Origin of the sequence: Streptomyces sp. NPDC086554 (genome assembly GCF_040686095.1) — a bacterium.
Taxonomy (GTDB): domain Bacteria; phylum Actinomycetota; class Actinomycetes; order Streptomycetales; family Streptomycetaceae; genus Streptomyces.
Genome location: NZ_JBFBJK010000003.1, coordinates 24,597 through 40,338, shown reverse-complemented (window position 1 = coordinate 40,338; position 15,742 = coordinate 24,597). Strand labels below are relative to the sequence as shown.

At 71.2% G+C, this 15,742-nt stretch carries 11 protein-coding genes; 5 read left to right on the top strand and 6 right to left on the bottom strand.

Going from position 1 to position 15,742, the window contains the following annotated elements:
* The first annotated feature begins 89 nt into the window (after positions 1-89).
* The gene (locus AB0O76_RS05155; protein ID WP_365485641.1) at positions 90-2,921 is read left to right on the top strand and encodes an AAA family ATPase; all 2,832 of its coding nucleotides are present in this window, start codon (positions 90-92) and stop codon (positions 2,919-2,921) included.
* A 122-nt stretch (positions 2,922-3,043) separates the two neighbouring features.
* A complete protein-coding gene (locus AB0O76_RS05150) occupies positions 3,044-3,790 on the top strand; it encodes a BTAD domain-containing putative transcriptional regulator (protein WP_365485639.1) in 747 nt (248 codons plus the stop codon).
* Positions 3,791-4,029: 239 nt separating this feature from the next.
* Here AB0O76_RS05150 and AB0O76_RS05145 read toward each other — a convergent pair whose 3' ends face one another.
* The 6 genes from AB0O76_RS05145 to AB0O76_RS05120 form a co-directional block, all read right to left on the bottom strand.
* On the bottom strand, positions 4,030-5,415 hold the full coding sequence (locus AB0O76_RS05145; protein WP_365485637.1) for a hypothetical protein: 1,386 nt from the start codon (positions 5,413-5,415) through the stop codon (positions 4,030-4,032).
* Positions 5,402-6,472 (bottom strand): hypothetical protein, encoded by a 1,071-nt coding sequence (locus AB0O76_RS05140; RefSeq protein ID WP_365485635.1) that lies wholly within the window; start codon positions 6,470-6,472, stop codon positions 5,402-5,404. The genes AB0O76_RS05145 and AB0O76_RS05140 overlap by 14 nt, the downstream gene beginning before the upstream one ends.
* A 23-nt stretch (positions 6,473-6,495) precedes the next feature.
* Complete coding sequence (locus AB0O76_RS05135; protein WP_365485633.1) at positions 6,496-8,031, bottom strand: hypothetical protein; 1,536 nt, start codon at positions 8,029-8,031, stop codon at positions 6,496-6,498.
* Between the two features lie 84 nt (positions 8,032-8,115).
* Entirely contained in the window at positions 8,116-8,937 is an 822-nt protein-coding gene (locus AB0O76_RS05130) for a transporter substrate-binding domain-containing protein (protein WP_365485631.1), read from the bottom strand.
* 86 nt (positions 8,938-9,023) lie between these two features.
* Entirely contained in the window at positions 9,024-10,601 is a 1,578-nt protein-coding gene (locus AB0O76_RS05125; protein WP_365485629.1) for a M81 family metallopeptidase, read from the bottom strand.
* Positions 10,598-11,809, bottom strand: coding sequence for an ROK family transcriptional regulator (locus AB0O76_RS05120; RefSeq protein WP_365485627.1), 1,212 nt, complete (start codon positions 11,807-11,809; stop codon positions 10,598-10,600). The genes AB0O76_RS05125 and AB0O76_RS05120 overlap by 4 nt, the downstream gene beginning before the upstream one ends.
* Before the next feature lie 230 nt (positions 11,810-12,039).
* Here AB0O76_RS05120 and AB0O76_RS05115 point away from each other — a divergent pair, with 230 nt between their 5' ends.
* Genes AB0O76_RS05115 through AB0O76_RS05105 form a run of 3 tightly spaced genes read left to right on the top strand, consistent with a single transcriptional unit; the run spans position 12,040 to position 15,730 of the window.
* On the top strand, positions 12,040-13,881 hold the full coding sequence (locus AB0O76_RS05115) for a peptide ABC transporter substrate-binding protein (RefSeq protein WP_365485625.1): 1,842 nt from the start codon (positions 12,040-12,042) through the stop codon (positions 13,879-13,881).
* Positions 13,878-14,828, top strand: coding sequence for an ABC transporter permease (locus AB0O76_RS05110; RefSeq protein WP_365485623.1), 951 nt, complete (start codon positions 13,878-13,880; stop codon positions 14,826-14,828). Before AB0O76_RS05115 ends, AB0O76_RS05110 begins: the two co-directional genes overlap by 4 nt.
* Positions 14,825-15,730, top strand: coding sequence for an ABC transporter permease (locus AB0O76_RS05105; protein WP_365485621.1), 906 nt, complete (start codon positions 14,825-14,827; stop codon positions 15,728-15,730). Before AB0O76_RS05110 ends, AB0O76_RS05105 begins: the two co-directional genes overlap by 4 nt.
* Positions 15,731-15,742 lie beyond the last annotated feature (12 nt).

Here is a 15,742-nt window from a genome sequence, read left to right as displayed (position 1 = left end):
TCATCGTGGACGTTCAGGGTCATGCGCCCGGCACGATTCGCCGTCACAGTCCGGGCGGCCGTACCGGGTGTCGACAGGTGGGGGCGGTGATGACGTCCGGGAACACGCTGAACGGCCATGTCCATACTCCGGCGCCCGGCGCGGCGTTCGCGGGGCGTACACACGAACTCGCCGCGCTCCAGGAGGAGTTCCGGCAGGCGTGCGACGGCGTGCCGCGCCTCGTGCTGATCGACGGGCCCGGCGGGATCGGCAAGACCGCGCTGGTCCGCAGGTTCCTGGACACGGCGGGCGACGCCTGCGTGCTGCAGGCCAGCGGTGAGGAGAACGAGAGCGCGCTGCCGTGCGGGGTGCTCGCCCAGTTCGTCGGGCAGAGCCCCATCCCGCTGCCGGACTGCCTCGGATCGCTGGTCCGTGTGCCCCGCTCGGCGCCCGGCACGCTGCCGCCGCTCGCGGCCGGGTTCGGGCTGCTCGACCTGCTGAGCGAGCTCCAGGACAAGGGGCCCGTCATTCTGGTGCTCGACGACGCGCACTGGGCGGACTCCGCGTCCCTGAACGCGCTGACGTTCGCCCTGCGGCGGCTTCGCGTCGACAAGGTCCTGGCGATCGTGACGGCACGGGACCCGGCCGCACCCCAACTGCCGGACGGCATCCGTCGCCTGCTCGGCGACGTCCGCACCCGCCGGATCCCCCTCGAAGGACTCAGCCCGGACGAACTCGGCTCGCTCAGCGTCCAGTTGGGCACCGACCGGCTCCCGCACTCCGCTTCCGTACGACTCCATGAACACACGCACGGCAATCCGCTGCACGCCCGCGCCCTGCTCGACCAGGTGCCGGACCGTGTCCTGCGGGACGTGGCGACGCCGCTGCCCGCTCCTCGTTCGTACGCCATGCTGGTGCTCGCCAACCTCGCCGAGTGCGGAGCCCAGACGCTGCGGCTCGTGCAGGCGGTCAGCGTGCTCGGGCTCTCCAGCCCGCTGAGCGTGGCCGCCTCGCTCGCGCGGGTGTCCGCACCGCTGCCCGCGCTCGAACGGGCCGTCAAGGCAGGGCTGTTGCTTGAGCTGCCCGCCGGGGCCGCGCCCGAGATCGCCTTCCCGCACCCCCTGGTGCACGCCGCCGTCTATCAGGACATCGGCCCTGCCCACCGGGCCGCCCTGCACACCCGGGCCGCCGCGCTGGTCGGCGACGAGTACTCCAGCCTGCGCCACCGCGTGCTCGCCGCGACGGGCCCCGACGAACACCTAGCCGCCGCCCTCGCCGCATGCGCCCGGCGGGAGGCCGCCACCGGGCAGTGGGCGGTCGCGGGAACGCATCTGCGGCACGCGTCGCGCGTTGCGACGACCGACCTGGAGCGCGACCGGCTCGCCGTCGAGGCCGTCGAGGCGCTGCTGCTGGACGGCCGGGTGCACGAGTCGGCCGAGCTCGCCGCGGGCCTTCCGGAGAGCGCGGATCCCGCGCTGCGGGGCTACGTCCGCGGCTATGTGGCCCGCGTCCAGGGACGTATGGAACAGGCGCAGACGCTGCTCGTCGACGCCTGGGACCAGTGCGACCACGAGAACGACCCGTCGCTGGCCGCGCGGGCCGCCGAGCAGTTGAGCTACGCCGCCGTGATGCGCGGGCGGGCCGCCGACGCCGCGCGGTGGGCGGAGCGCGCGCAGCGCCTGTCCACCCTGCAGGGGCCGAGCCGGATGCTGCGCTTCAACCACCTTCTGGCGCTTGGCCTGAGCGGATTCGCCCAGAAGGGCATCGAGCTCGCCGGCGAGCTGCCCGATCCGCTGCTCGTGCCGCCGTCGAGCATCGATCTCCTGCTTGCGCGGGGGCAGTTGAGGCTGTGGTCGGACGATCTGCCGGGCGCCCGCTGCGACCTGCTCGGGGCGGTGGCGAGCTGCCGCAGGGGGACCGTGCCGCTGCGGCTGCTCTCGGCATCGGCGCTCGCCCAGACCCTGCACCGGCTCGGCGACTGGGACGAGGCGCTGATCCACGCGGAGGCGTCCGCGTCGATCGCCGACGACACCGAGCAATCGTGGCTCAAGCCCGTGACGCACGCCATCGCCTGCTGGATCCTGTCGGCGCGCGGCGAATGGGAGCGGGCTTCGGTGCATCTGCGGCTCGCCCTCGACGCGCCCGGCTGCGACGAGAGCGCGCTGGCCTTCGCGTACGCGGCATCGGCGCACGGCCGCTTCGCCGAGGCCCGCGCGGAGCCCGAGCGGGTCGTCGAGGCGCTGCGGCCGCTCCTCGGTTTCGCCTCGCACGACGGGGTGAACGAGCCGGGCGTGGTGGCCTGGCGTGAACTGATCGTCGACGCGCTGATCCACCTCGGGGAGTTCGACGAGGCCGAGGCCGTGCTCGCCCCGTACGAGGAGCGGGCGGCGGCCCGGGGGCGGCACTCGGCGCTTGCCGCCGCGGCGCGGGTGCGCGGAAATCTGCACGCGGCGCGGCGCGAGACCGACCGCGCCCAGGCGTCCTTCCTGCGCGCCCACGACCAGGCCGCGCAGGTTCCCTCGCCCTTCGGCCGGGCCCGCGTTGAACTCGACCACGGGGCGTTCCTGCGCCGGATCGGCCGCCGCTCGGTCGCCGTGGAGCAGCTGCACGCCGCGTACACCACGATGCGCGCACTGGGCGCGGCCCCCTACTTGGCGCGCTGCGAAAGGGAGTTGGACGCCTGCGGCCGGGCCGCGCCGCCACGGTCCGCGCAGGAACCGGCGGCCGCCGGACCCGCCGCCGACGGGCTCACCCCGCAGGAGCTGGCCGTCGCGCGCCTCGCGTCGCAGGGTCTGACCAACCGGCAGATCGCCACCGCGCTCGCGCTGAGCGTCAAGACCATCGAGTACCACCTGGGCCACACATACACGAAGCTCGGCATCACCTCCCGTATCGGGCTCGTGAGCCACTTCACGCCGCAGGAGCACCGCGCGTCGTCATGACCGCCGCGGCCTCGGGCCCGGCACACCGGGGATATCCCTGGGCGGTTCCCTGAGGCACCCCTGGTGACCCGCGGCGTAGGTTCGTGCCAGGTCAGGGGCGGGTTGCTCTACAGGGGGTACAGATGGCCGTCACGGAATGTCCGGCGGTGTGCGAGGACGCACCACCCGCTCTGCGGCTGAGTCTCCTCGGGGGATTCCAGCTCAGCCGCGACGACGGCCGGGGCGCGGTGCCGGTCGGCGTCCCCGCCAGCGGGCAGCAGTTGATCGCCCTGCTCGCGCTGCGCGGCTCGGCGACACGGTCGGCCCTCGCGGGGACGCTGTGGCCCGATGTCACCGAGGAACGCGCGCGGGCCTGTCTTCGTACCGCCATCTGGCGCCTCAACGGGGCGAGTTCGGTGGTCGCGGACGCACGGTCCGGGGTGCTCTCGCTCGACGGGCGCGTCCGGATGGACATCCAGGACTTCACCACCACGGCACACCACATTCTCGCGGCCCCGGCGGAGGGAACCGGGGCCGCGTGCGCCTCGCTGCTCGGCATGGGCGAGCTGCTGCCCGGCTGGTACCAGGACTGGGTGGTGTTCGAGCGCGAGCGGCTGCACCAGCTGCGGCTGCACGCCCTGGAGGCGCTGTCGGCGCGGCTCGTCGCCCAGGAGCAGTACGCGCCCGCCCTCGAGGCCGCGTTGGAGAGCACCCGGATCGACCCGCTGCGCGAGAGCGCGCACCGCGCGGTCGTGACGGTCCACCTCGCCGAGAACAACCTGGCGGAGGCGGTACGCCACTTCAAGGCCTTCCGCGGGCTGCTCCGTACGGAACTCGGCATCGAGCCGTCGGCGCAGTTCTTCACGATGGTGCGCCACGTGCTGACGTGATCGCGTCGTGGTCGTCGTCGGCTCGTCGGCCCGCAGGTCCGTGTGCGCTCGGGGGTGCACGGGCCGCGGGTGTGACGCCGCGGTGACACCTGTGTGATGCGGGTCCGCGCACCCTGGACCACCCGGCCACGCACGGACACGGGGGTGCCGTGCGCGGCAGCGGGGATCGCGGGAACGGCGACGGCCGGGACATCCTCGTCCCGGCCGTCGCCGTTCCCCCGCCCGAAGGCGTCCACGCCTCACTCCCCCTGCGGGCGCCTGAGCTGCTCGATCGCCCTGTCGACCGCCTTGTGGGGCAGGCCGGTCCTGCGGCACAGGTCCTTCGGCTCCAGGCTGCTCAGCACGTCGTCGACGGTCTTGTCCTCCACGCTCGCGATGTCCATGACGTACCGCTGGACCCGGTCGACCGGATCGGCCTCCCTGGACCACTTCAGACTGACGGAGGTCGGCGCTCCAGCAGTCTGCAAGGCGTCCCGGGCCCCCGCGCCGGCCGGCCCGCGCTCCTGCTCCAGCCAGGTCGTCCACACGCCGCGCCCGACGATGTGTTCCGCCACGCTCTCCGCCACCGAACCGTCCCTCAGGACCCCCGGGTCGACCGAGTCCGCCTTGACCAGGAGGCGGCAGGACGCGGCGAGCATGGGAGGCGAGACGACGGGCGCCACCGGTTCGCCGATCCGCGTGGAGAGCGCGGCGATGTCCGGATGGTGGGGGGCCTCGTGCAGGAGGTTGCCCACCAGGGATCCGATCCGCGCCAGATCGGGCACCGGGTGCAGCAGCAGGGCGTGGGCGCCGATGATCCCCATGAACGGGTTGAGGGTCTTGGCGTCGAGCAGTTCGACGAGCTGCCGGGTCGACACCAGGTCGATGCCCTGCCGCAGTCCGGAGAGCGCCGCTTCCAGGGCGAGGCCGAGCGCGCGGTCCGTGGACTGCCAGCCGGCGCCGTGGCGCACCATCTGGATGGAGGCGAACTGCGGCTGCGGGCCCTGCGGCCCGTTGCTCACGAACACCAGGGTGGTCCACCCGTCGAGCACATACAGGGCCTGCGCAAGGGGCAGCCCGTCGGCGGGCTCCCTGCGCATCCGCAACCGGTAGCCGCCCGGCGGCAGTTCGCCGCTCCAGGCCGACCATTCCTCGCCGCCCGACGGCTCCCAGCCGCCGGCTCCGCCGTCCACGGGCGTGCCGTCCTCGCCGGCCACCTCCAGGGCGTACGGGTCGAGTTGCCAGCCCCGGCGCAGATTGCGGATCAGCACCATCAGGGTGGGCGTGCCGTCGCCGTGCGTCGCGCGGGTGCTCCAGCGCTGCGCCGCCGCACGGTGGTCCTCACGGGTGGTCGGGGTGCCCTCGACCGGAGTGGGCGTGGGCATGCGGGGCAGCGCGAGCCGTTCGGTGAAGGGCTCGGTGCCGACCTCGACGAACCGGCTCTCCACCTCGCCGCCGAACCGCTGCTCGATACGGTAGATGCCGGGCGGCAGCGTCGTGTCGATGGTCCCCATCGCGTGCGCGACCTCGCGGAACGCGGAGTCCGTGACGGTGACGAGGACCGACGGAGTGTCCGGGACGACGACGAACGGCACCCCGGCCGCGGCCTCTTCTCGTGTGTGCCGCCGGTCTTCAGAGCTGGACACCATTGCCACCGCCTGTCATTACCTCGAAGAATCCGCCGTCCCTGAAGTCCACCGCGTTCACGCTCTCCGGCATGGCGCGGTACATCCCGGGCTTGAGCTTCTCGACGCTTTCCGCCGCGTCGACGTGCAGCCTGATCGGTGGTTCGCCGGGGGCGCCGCCCCGCAGCTGCACCCAGCCGCGGAAGCCTTCGGGGAAGCGCAGCGTCACCGGGGCCGACGGGTCCTCCACACCCCGCGTGAAGACCATCGGGGCACTTGCGCCCGTGATGAACCTGGCCTGCTGCGGCACCAGCGCGCCCCCGGTCCTGGCCCGCACCGACGTCGTGACGTAGTTGGCGAGGCCGTCGGATGTGACCGTGCCCGCCGGGGTGGCGCTCGCGCCGCGCAGCCCCTCAAGGACCGCGGTCGTGAAGTGCCCCCTGGCCCCGTCACGGTCGGCGATCTGCTCCTCGTAGGCGGGGTCGCCGAGCGACGTCGCGAAACCGACGAAGTAGTCGACGTCGTCGGGCGCCTCGGTGCTTCCGGTGAAGGGCGGGGCGAAGGCTTCCACGCCGCCGAAGCGGGTGCGGCAGCAGTCGGCGAGGAAGACCACCTCGTGGAACGGCGACGCCGACTCGTACCAGTTCAGATACTGGCGTACGGCGATGTGGCTGCCCATGTAGTCCCGCGCGGCGTTGGCCATGAGCAGCGCCGCGTCGCTGTTGTTGGACGGCGAGAACCCGTGCCCCGCCAGGAAGACGTACAGTCTGGTCGCCCGCCACGCGTCGGTCCGCTCCTCCTCCGGCCTGGCCTCGACGGCCTTCCCCACGGCCGTGTGCGAGCGGTAGAGCGCCCGGTCGACGTAGTCCCTGGTCGGCACGGCGCTCAGGAAGTCGTCAACGCGCTCGTCCTCCTCGGTCGCGGTGACCAGGTGAACATTGGCCTCGGGCACGGCACCTCCCCCGGGGTCGACGAGCCACTCGTGGAACCGGCAAGCGTCGCCCCGTGCCCCCTGCAGGTCGCCGATGGCCGGGTACCGGTTGATCCCGACGACCACTGCGTAGTGCAGATCGTTCATGCGTATCTCCCCCGTCGGTGGCGTCAGTCGGCGAGCATGTCGGCCATGCTCGCGAGCACGTCTGGGTCGTCGTCGAACGCGGTGTGGCTGATGGCGCCCGAACGCAGTCCGGGGCCGCCGTCGTCGGGTGACCACACGGTCCGGGCGGGGTTGGCGCCCAGGAAGTCGCGCAGGTCGGCCGAGTCGCGGTCCACGGCCGCCGCGTCGAGGTACCAGTGCTGCATGCCGGCGACCGGAATGACGGCGGACTTCTTGTCCTGCCCGCGTTCCAGGACGCCGGAGATGAAGTAGAGCAGCGACCTCGGGTACAGGAACGGCACCAGGTGGTCGGCCCGCTCCGCCGGGTCGTTCATCGTGAACATCCGGAACCGGTCGAAGAGTTCGGCCTGGCGGCGTACGACAGGTGCGAGCTGGGACACCGTGCAGGCGGGCGCGAGGAGCACCACGTCACGGAAGCGGAAGTCGGGCGGGATGGGGTGTCCCCTGCTCGAACGCAGTTGAGAGCTTGGGGAAGGGTCGTCGGCCGCGGCGCGCCTGCGGGCGATGTCGTCGAGGAGGTTGCCGATGAACACGGCGCCCGCGCTGTGGCCGACGACGGTCACCTGGGGCCGACTGCCGGTGGCGAGCAGATCGGCGAACCGGTCGAGGAAGTACCGTCCGGCGCGGGCCTCGTCACCGGCGGCGAAGGTGTCGGCGGTCTGCCGCTTCATCGCGTCCCAGATCGCCGCGCCCACGCCCGCCAGATAGAACTCGCGGAGGATCTCCTCGACGACCGTCGGATAGAGCCCGTGGTCGGTGCGCCGCCGGAACCGCCCGACGACGGCGGCCACCACGCGCACGGTCTTGCGTACGAGCAACGCGGTGCTGACCAGGGCGCGTTCCCCCGTCCCCGCCCGGTCCACGAGTTCGGCGACGATGTCGGGTGACATCAGTGTGGCCGCCGCGGCACGCCCCCCGATGGCGTCTCGCGCCGCGGCGGCCTGCTCTGCGGGCGCCGGTGCGACCGAGTTGACGATCTCCCGTGTGCGCTCGGCGAGTTCGAGGTCCGTCGAGAGCTCGGCAGCCAGCTGCCGCTGCTCCTCGTCGCTCAGTTCCGGCACGTCGGCCGGGGCGGTCAGCCGTGCGTACGGCTCCTGTCCCGCCCGCACCTGGGCGAGTTCCGCCGCGACGGCCCTCGGGGTAGGGGTGGCCACCACCCCGAGGGCCCGCTGCCCCGGCTCCTGGAAGACGATGCCTGTCGCATAACGCGTGACCCTGTTGAGCAGCGTACGGAAGACGCTCTCGTTCAGGATCTGCGGCAGGTTCCCCCGCAGCGTCTCCAGGAGCCCGCTGCTCCACACGAAGAAGACGGGGTCGGCCCCGGCCGCTTCGTAGACGGGCGCGAGGCGTTCGGCGGTCGCGAACCCCAGCGCGTCGTCGATGAGCCCGCCGTGGAAGTGCAGCACGACCCGCGGTCGGTCCTTGAGCCCGGCCACGAGCTCGTCGATGTCGGCGGTGGTGGTCGAGGCGAGCCGGCCGCTCTGCCTGCTGTGGATGCACCGTTCACGGGAGGAAGGCATGGCAAGGACGTTAGGACTGCCGCACGCCCTCTGGCCTCGGGGACCGTCCCAGGGATACCCCCTGGGGGCCGGGCCCCAGGGCCCTCAGGCGCCGCCCATCCACTCCGCCTCGTAGGCCGCGTATGTCCCGTCGTGCGTGGCGAGGTGGGTGAACTGGTCGACGTACTCCTTGAACTCCTCGTCCCCGCGCGGCAGTGCGTAGGCCTTCTCGGAGAACGTGAAGGGCTTGTCGGGGTGGAGCGAGCAGAGCTCGGGGTGGATCTTGGACTGGTAGCGGGTCTCGCTCGCGTCCGTCATCATCACGTCCGCACGCCCCTCGATGATCTCCTGGAAGATCGTGGTGTTCTCCGGGTGCAGCCTGATGGTGGCCTGCTTGATGTTGGCGCGCGCGAACTGCTCGTTCGTGCCACCGGGGTTGACGATCACGGTGGTGCCGGTCTTGTCGATGTCCTTCAGCGTGCCGTCGCCGAACCTGTCCTTGTCGGCGCAGCGGATGATCGGCGTCTTGCCGTCCTCGCGGGTCGGTTCGCCGAAGTAGACCTGGCGGGCGCGCGGCAGGGTGATGGAGACGCCGCCGACGGCGATGTCGCAGCGGCCCGCCGCGACGTCCTTGGTCAGGTTCGCCCACGTCGTCGCCACGTACGAGGGCTTCGCTTCGAGGCTCTCGGCGAGGTCCTCGGCCATCTTGATGTCCACTCCGCTGTACGTTCCGTCGGCGGGGTCGAGGTGGGTGAACGGGCGGTAGTCACCCGTCGTGCACACCTTCAGGACGCCCGTCTTCGGGATGGAGTCCAGGAGGCTGCCGTGGGGGCGGTCCGGCCGCTTCGCCGCGTCGGGCGACGCGGGCGCGGCGGCGGTCACGGCCAGCAGGCAGACCAGTGCGGACAGGGTGGCGGCACGCTTCACGGGGGCTCCTCCGGACGGGTTCGCGGCTCGAAGGGATCACCTTCGCAGACCCGTTCTGGCCGGTGAAGCCCCTTCTCATCAGGCGATCACCGGGCGAGCGGCGCCAGCTGAGTGGCCGTCAGGTCAGGTCCCGCCCCGGTGTCGTACGCATCCTCGTCGAATGGATACAGCGGGCGCTCCACCCGGTGGTGGCCGAGCCGCAGCAGGTCCTGGTCGACGCCGCCCGGGGTGAGGGCGAGGAGCCAGTCGGCGGCCATGTCATAGAGCTCGGGCTCCAGATAGCCGATCTTGACCACGACCAGGTCGAAGGTGCGCGGGTCGATACCAAGGCCGCCTTCGGCCGGGCCGAGGAAGTCCGCGAGGGTGTGGAAGGGCTTGCGGCGCTCGACCAGGATCACGGTCACCCCGCCGCTCCGCACCGCCGCCATGTCGACGCCCCGGTCGTAGGCGCCGCCTTCAGCCCGATCCTTCCGCTCGGCGGCGCGCTGCAACGCCACTACGGTGCCGGTGAGTTCGTAAGGGCCGCCGTGGTTCGCGTCGACCTTGCCTCCGACGCTCAGGGTGACATCGGCGCCCACTCCGGCCTCGAAGCAGCGGGCGACGGCGACGGGGTCGGTGATGCCGGGGTGGACGGCGGTGACCTCCCCGGAGCGGATCGCCTCGTTCTCCAGGAGCTTGCCCAGCATGTACGCCAGGTCGCCCGCGCCGCCCGCCGTGGGGTTGTCCCCGGAGTCGCTGATCAGGAAGGGCCGCTCGGTGGAGGTCACCGCCTGCTCGATGCACTCCTCGGCGCTGCCCGTCGGGCCGACGAAGACGAAGTCGCGGCGGGCGTCCCAGTAGCGGCGGGCCAGCTTCTCGGCCTCGGCGGCGGCCAGTTCGGCGTCCTCGCCGGTGACGACGATCGCGGCCTGGCAGCGCGGTTCGTCCGCCCACGCGTAGCCGACCCACATCGCGGCGTCGAGGATGCCGGGCAGCTGCTCGATCTCGGCGAGCGAGGCGTACAGGGACTTGGCGGGCTCCAGGCGGGTGCTGGTCTTCTCGCCGGGCAGGAGCACCGGCACCTGCACCCAGGCGCGGTGCGGCCGGGTGCCGTCGCGCAGGCAGCGTACGAGATGGCGCGCGGCGCGCTCGCGGGTCTGCCAGGCGTCCTCGTGCGGGGCCAGGCGGTGGGCGGTGAGCAGGTCGATCGGGTCGGCGAAGCGGCGTGAGACGTTGCCGTGCAGGTCCATGGCTGCCGAGATCATCGGGCGGCCGCCGTCGGGGGTGCCGACGGCGTCCAGCGCGGCGCGCACGGCCTCCGTCAGGTCGGCTTCGGCGTCGGTCAGGCCGATGACGCTCATCGCGCCGTGGATGTCGTAGACGAGGCCGTCCAGGGGGCCCGATTCCCGTATGCGGGTGACGAGTTCGTCCTTGAGGGTGAGATACGACTGGGCCTCCACCGGACCGCCGGGCAGCGAGGTCGCGTGCAGCAGCGGCACCCATTCGACCGTGTACGCCAGGTCGGAGTCCGCCTGGGTCCAGGTGTAGCGGTCGAGGAGTTCCTGGCCGCGGGTCTGACGGAAGTCGTCGGTGGTGGAGCGGTGCGGGCAGAAGGTGGAGGACTCGATGCCGATGCCGCCGATGCCGATGCGGAGGCGACGCTGCTGGGTGGCGGGGGTGGTCATGCGTGGACGCTCTCTTCCTGGGATGCCGGGGACCTGGGTGCCGGGTCCTGCGCTGCCGGGGCGGTCGGGAGGTGGTGGCGCAGGGCGGTGAGGCCGGCGCCGAGCAGGCCCGCGTCGCGGCCGGTGACCGTGGTGGTGATCTCCAGGTCCGCGGTGGCGAGCGGCAGGCAGCGCTCGTAGAGGACACCGCGTACGGCGGCGACCAGCGGCTCGGCGGTGGCGAGCACCCCGCCGATGGCGACGGCCTGCGGGTTGAAGAAGTTGACGACGACGGACAGGACCGTGCCGATGTGCCGGCCCGCCGTACGGACGAGGGTGGTGGCCTGCGGGTCGCCGTCCGCGACGAGCCGCAGGAGTTCGGTGGTGTCGGCCACTTCGACGCCCTGCAGGGCCAGTTCGCGGATCAGCGCCGCGCCGCTGGCCACGGTCTCCAGGCAGCCGATGTTGCCGCAGCTGCACGGCCGGTCGCCCGCCGCCTCGATGCGTACGTGGCTGATGTCGCCGGCGGAGCCGTTCGCGCCGTCGTGCGGGCGGCCCGCCGCGATGACGCCGCTGCCGATGCCGCGGCCCGCCTTGACGACGACCATGTGGTCGAGTTCGGGCCGTGCGGTGCGGTGTTCGCCGACGGCCATCATCGTGGCGTCGTTGTCGACGGTCACGGGGATGCCGAGGCGCTCGGCGAGGACGTCGCGCAGCGGGTAGCGGTGCCAGCCGGGCATGCGGGACGGGCTGAGGACGCGGCCCTCGGCGGGCCGCACGGGGCCGGGGAAGGCGACGCCGAGCGCGCGGACGGTGCGGCCCGCTTCGCGCTGCCGTGCGCCGAGTTCGGCGACCTGCTCGCAGAGCCAGTCCACGGCGGACTCGGGTCCCGCGGTGATGTCGTGCGGCAGGTCGACGGCGTCAAGGACGGTGCCGCCGAGGTCGACGGCGCCGAGGCGTGCGTGATGGCTGCCCAGGTCCGCGGCGAGGGCGACGGCGCCCTGTGCGCGGACGCGGAGCAGCCGTGGGCGGCGGCCGCCGCGCGATGCTCCCTCGCCGGATTCGGTGAGCAGGCCCGCGTCGACCAGTTCCTGGACCCGCAGCGAGACCGTGGACGCGGCGAGCCCCAACTCCCGTACGAGATCGGCCCGGGACGACGCGGCGCCCGATGAGACCAGTCGCAGGATGTGCTGCGCCGATCCTGGTTCGCCGAGTGGTGTTCCGGCCATGCCGCCCCCTGGTGCTCCGATGCTGCTTCGAGGTGTTGTTTCGATGTGTTTCTTCGACAACGGGACGAACACTAGGTCGCCCCGAAGGAAGTTGACCAGTCCTCCCGCCTTTTCGACTTCTTGCCGAATGAAGCTATTGACTTGGTTTTCTCGTGCGTCCTAGCGTTCGGGCGCCGCCCCGTCGTTCTCCGGCGCGGGGCAGGTCCCGTACCCCTTGGAGGCCCATCGCCATGCGCTCACTCAGGTCCGCGGCCGCGGCGCTGCTCGTCCTCGCGGCGGCGCTGACGGGATGCACTCAGGAGGGCGGCCGCGTCGACATGGGCCCCACCGGCGGCACTCCGGTCGATGGCGGCACGGCGACGATGGCGCTGCCGCCCGCCGCGACACCGAACTGGATCTTCCCGATCGGCCCGCCCGGCTACGGCGCCTCGTACAACTACGGCATCCAGTCGCTGCTGTTCTCGCCCGTGTACGACGCCGTGCAGGAGAAGGGCAAGGCAGAGCTGACCACGCACGGCCCGAGTACCCTGGGCCTCGAACCGAAGTTCAGCGACGGCAACAGGACCGTGACCGTGCCGCTGCGCGAGGGCGTGAAGTGGTCCGACGGAGAGCCGGTCACCTCCCGCGACCTCGAGTTCTGGTTCAACCTCCTCAAGGCCAACAAGGCGGACTGGGGCAACTACGCGGTCGGCGCGATGCCCGACAACATCAAGCGCTTCGAGACCGTCGACGACCACACCGTCCGGCTGCACCTGAGCCGCGCGTACAACCCCGACTGGTTCACCGCCAACCAGCTCACGCGGATGCGCGCGCTGCCCCAGCACGCCTGGGACGCCAAGACCGACGGCGGGAAGATCGCCGACTGGGACCGCACGAAGGCGGGCGCCAAGGCGGTCTTCGCACGCCTCACCCGGCATGCCAAGAGCCTCGGCTCGTACGGCACCGATCCGCTCTGGAAGACCGTCAACGGCCCCTGGAAGCTGGCCGGGTGGCGCGACAACGGCCAGGTCACCATCGTCCCGAACGAGAAGTACACCGGCCCCGAGTCGCAGCACCCGCACCTCGACAGGGTCGTCTTCAAGCCCTTCACCACCGCCGACTCCGAGTACAACGTGCTGCGTTCGGGCGGCGTTGACTACGGCTACATCCCGCCGTCGGTGATGGCGCAGAAGGGCAAGTTCGAGGAGAAGGGGTACCGCGTCGATCCGTGGGAGGGCTGGGCGGCGACGTACATCGTCTACAACTTCAACTCCACGCACGCGGGCCCGATGATGGACCAGCTCTACATCCGGCAGGCGATGCAGCATCTCGTCGACCAGAAGGCGATGAGCGACGTCGTCTGGCAGGGCAGCGCGACCCCGACGCTGGGGCCGGTGCCGGTCACCCCGAAGAGCCAGTATCTGTCCGATGCGATGGAGAAGAACCGGTATCCGTTCTCCGTCGGCAGGGCGCGCGAGCTGCTCGCGGCCCACGGGTGGAAGACCCAGGACGGCACCGCCCGCTGTGTACGTCCGGGCACGGGCGCCGACCGGTGCGGCAAGGGCATCGCGAAGAACACCCCGCTCGAACTCACCCTGCTCTCCCAGTCCGGCTCCACCGAGACGACGAACATGATGCAGGAGCTGAAGTCCTCGCTCTCCAAGGCGGGCATCGACCTCACCGTCCGCCAGCAGCCGCTCAACTCGGTGCTCGGCAACTCCGTTCCCTGCAAGGCGAAGGACCCCGGCTGCGACTGGGACATGTCGTTCTTCGGCACGGCAGGCAGCTGGTACTACTCGCTCAACCCCAGCGGCGAGCAGCTCTTCTCGACCGGCGCGTCGGCCAACTTCGGCAACTACAGCGACAAGAAAGCCGACCGGATCATCCGGGGCGTGCAGTACTCCCCCGACATGAAGGCCGTGCACGAGTACGGCGAGTACCTCGCCGAGCAGCTGCCCGTGATGTGGATGCCCAACCCGGCGTACCAAGTCTCCGTGATCCGCAACGACTTGCGGGGGGTCGGGCAGAACCCGACGGTCACCTTCTCGCCGCAGGACTGGTACTACGTCAAGAAGAAGGGAGCCGAGAAGTGACCGGCTTTCTGGTCAAGCGTTTCCTTCAGGCGCTCGTCGTGCTGTTCCTGGTCTCCGTCATCGTCTTCACGCTGCTTCACATGCTGCCCGGCGGCCCGGCCCGCGCGATCCTCGGCCCGAAGGGCACCCCGCAGCAGATCGAGCACTTCAACCACCAGCAGGGGTACGACCGTTCACTGCCCGCGCAGTACGTAATGTACCTGAAGCGTCTTTTCACGGGCGACCTCGACGAGTCCTTCAAGCTCAACTCGCCGGTGTCCGAGCTGCTCAAACAGCGGCTGCCGAAGACGCTGCTCCTGACGGTCCTTTCCACCGCCCTCGCGGTGATCATCGCCGTGCCGCTCGGTCTGCTGCAGGCCGTGCGGCGCGGCAAGGCGTCGGACTACGCGCTGACGGGGCTCGCCTTCCTCCTCTACGCGACGCCGGTGTTCTTCCTCGGCCTCATCATGATCATCCTGTTCGCGCAGGTGATGCCGATCCTCCCGGCGGAGGCGCCGCAGGGCGAGACGATCGGTGAACTCCTCGGCGACTTCACGGGGTTGGTGCTTCCCGTCGTCACCATGGCGTTCGGCATCGTGGCGATGTTCAGCCGATACATGCGCTCGGCGGTCCTCGACAACCTCACCGAGGAATACGTCCGTACGGCCATGGCCAAGGGCCAGTCGAGCCGCCGGATCATGGTCCGGCACGTGCTGCGCAACGCGCTGATCCCCCTCGCGACACTGCTCGGCCTCTATCTGCCCACCCTCTTCAGCGGGGCGCTCGTCGTCGAGTCGATGTTCAACTACCCGGGCATGGGGCTGCTGTTCTGGAACGCGGCACAGGGCTCCGACTTCCCGGTGCTGCTCGGCGTGACGCTCGTCGTCGGTGTCGCCACCGTCGTCGGCTCACTGCTCACCGACATCCTCTACGCCGTCCTCGACCCCCGGATACGGAGCGTGGCATGAGTACCGCGACCGCCCCTGTCACCGCCCCCGGTCAGGAAGAAGCGGCGCAGGCCACGCCCTCGCTGGCCCGCCGCACCCTCCAGGTCTTCACCGGCAACAAGCTCGCCCTGACGGGCGTGGTGGTCCTGGTCCTGCTCCTCGCTTTCAGCTACCTCGGGCCGCTCCTCCACTCCACCGAGCAGGTGCACACCGACCTGTCCCAGGCCAACCTCGCGCCGGGCGGCTCAGGCCACCTCCTGGGCACCACCGACCTCGGCTACGACATGGTCGGACGCCTGATGGTCGCCGGGCAGACATCGCTTGAAATCGGCCTGGCGGCAGGCCTGTTGGCGACGCTCTTCGGGACCGTGTACGGCGCGGTCGCCGGGTATTTCGGCGGCTGGGTGGACGCGGCGATGATGAGGATCACCGACGCCGCGCTCGCGATCCCCGCGATGTTCCTGCTCGTCGTGGTCGCCGCGATCATCACGCCGAGCAAGGGCGTCCTCATCGTCATCATCGCCTCGGTGGCCTGGCTCTCACCCGCCCGTCTGGTGCGCGGAGAGGCACTCTCGCTGCGCGACCGCGATTACGTGCAGGCGATGCGGATGATGGGCGGCGGTGGTGCGCGGGCCGTCTTCAAGCACATCGTGCCGAACGCCATCGGCACGGTCATCGTCAACTGCACCTTCCAGATCGCCGACGCGATCCTCTACGTCAGCTATCTCGCCTTCCTGGGGCTGAGCATCCCGCCGCCGTCGGCGGACTGGGGCTCGATGCTGTCGGCCGGCATCACCTACACCCAGAACGGCTACTGGTGGCTGATCTTCCCGCCGGGCATCGCGATCGTCCTTGTCGTCGCCGCGTTCAACTTCATCGGTGACGGGCTGCGGGACGCGTTCGAAGTGCGGCTGCGGAAGTAGAGGGAGAACCGA

What these genes read in the sequence shown, in the direction of transcription:
- AB0O76_RS05155 (WP_365485641.1), top strand. Translation starts at nt 90, where the DNA reads ATGACGTCCGGGAACACGCTGAACGGCCATGTCCATACTCCGGCGCCC.
- AB0O76_RS05150 (WP_365485639.1), top strand. Translation starts at nt 3,044, where the DNA reads ATGGCCGTCACGGAATGTCCGGCGGTGTGCGAGGACGCACCACCCGCT.
- AB0O76_RS05140 (WP_365485635.1), bottom strand. Translation starts at nt 6,472, where the DNA reads ATGAACGATCTGCACTACGCAGTGGTCGTCGGGATCAACCGGTACCCG.
- AB0O76_RS05135 (WP_365485633.1), bottom strand. Translation starts at nt 8,031, where the DNA reads ATGCCTTCCTCCCGTGAACGGTGCATCCACAGCAGGCAGAGCGGCCGG.
- AB0O76_RS05125 (WP_365485629.1), bottom strand. Translation starts at nt 10,601, where the DNA reads ATGACCACCCCCGCCACCCAGCAGCGTCGCCTCCGCATCGGCATCGGC.
- AB0O76_RS05120 (WP_365485627.1), bottom strand. Translation starts at nt 11,809, where the DNA reads ATGGCCGGAACACCACTCGGCGAACCAGGATCGGCGCAGCACATCCTG.
- AB0O76_RS05115 (WP_365485625.1), top strand. Translation starts at nt 12,040, where the DNA reads ATGCGCTCACTCAGGTCCGCGGCCGCGGCGCTGCTCGTCCTCGCGGCG.
- AB0O76_RS05105 (WP_365485621.1), top strand. Translation starts at nt 14,825, where the DNA reads ATGAGTACCGCGACCGCCCCTGTCACCGCCCCCGGTCAGGAAGAAGCG.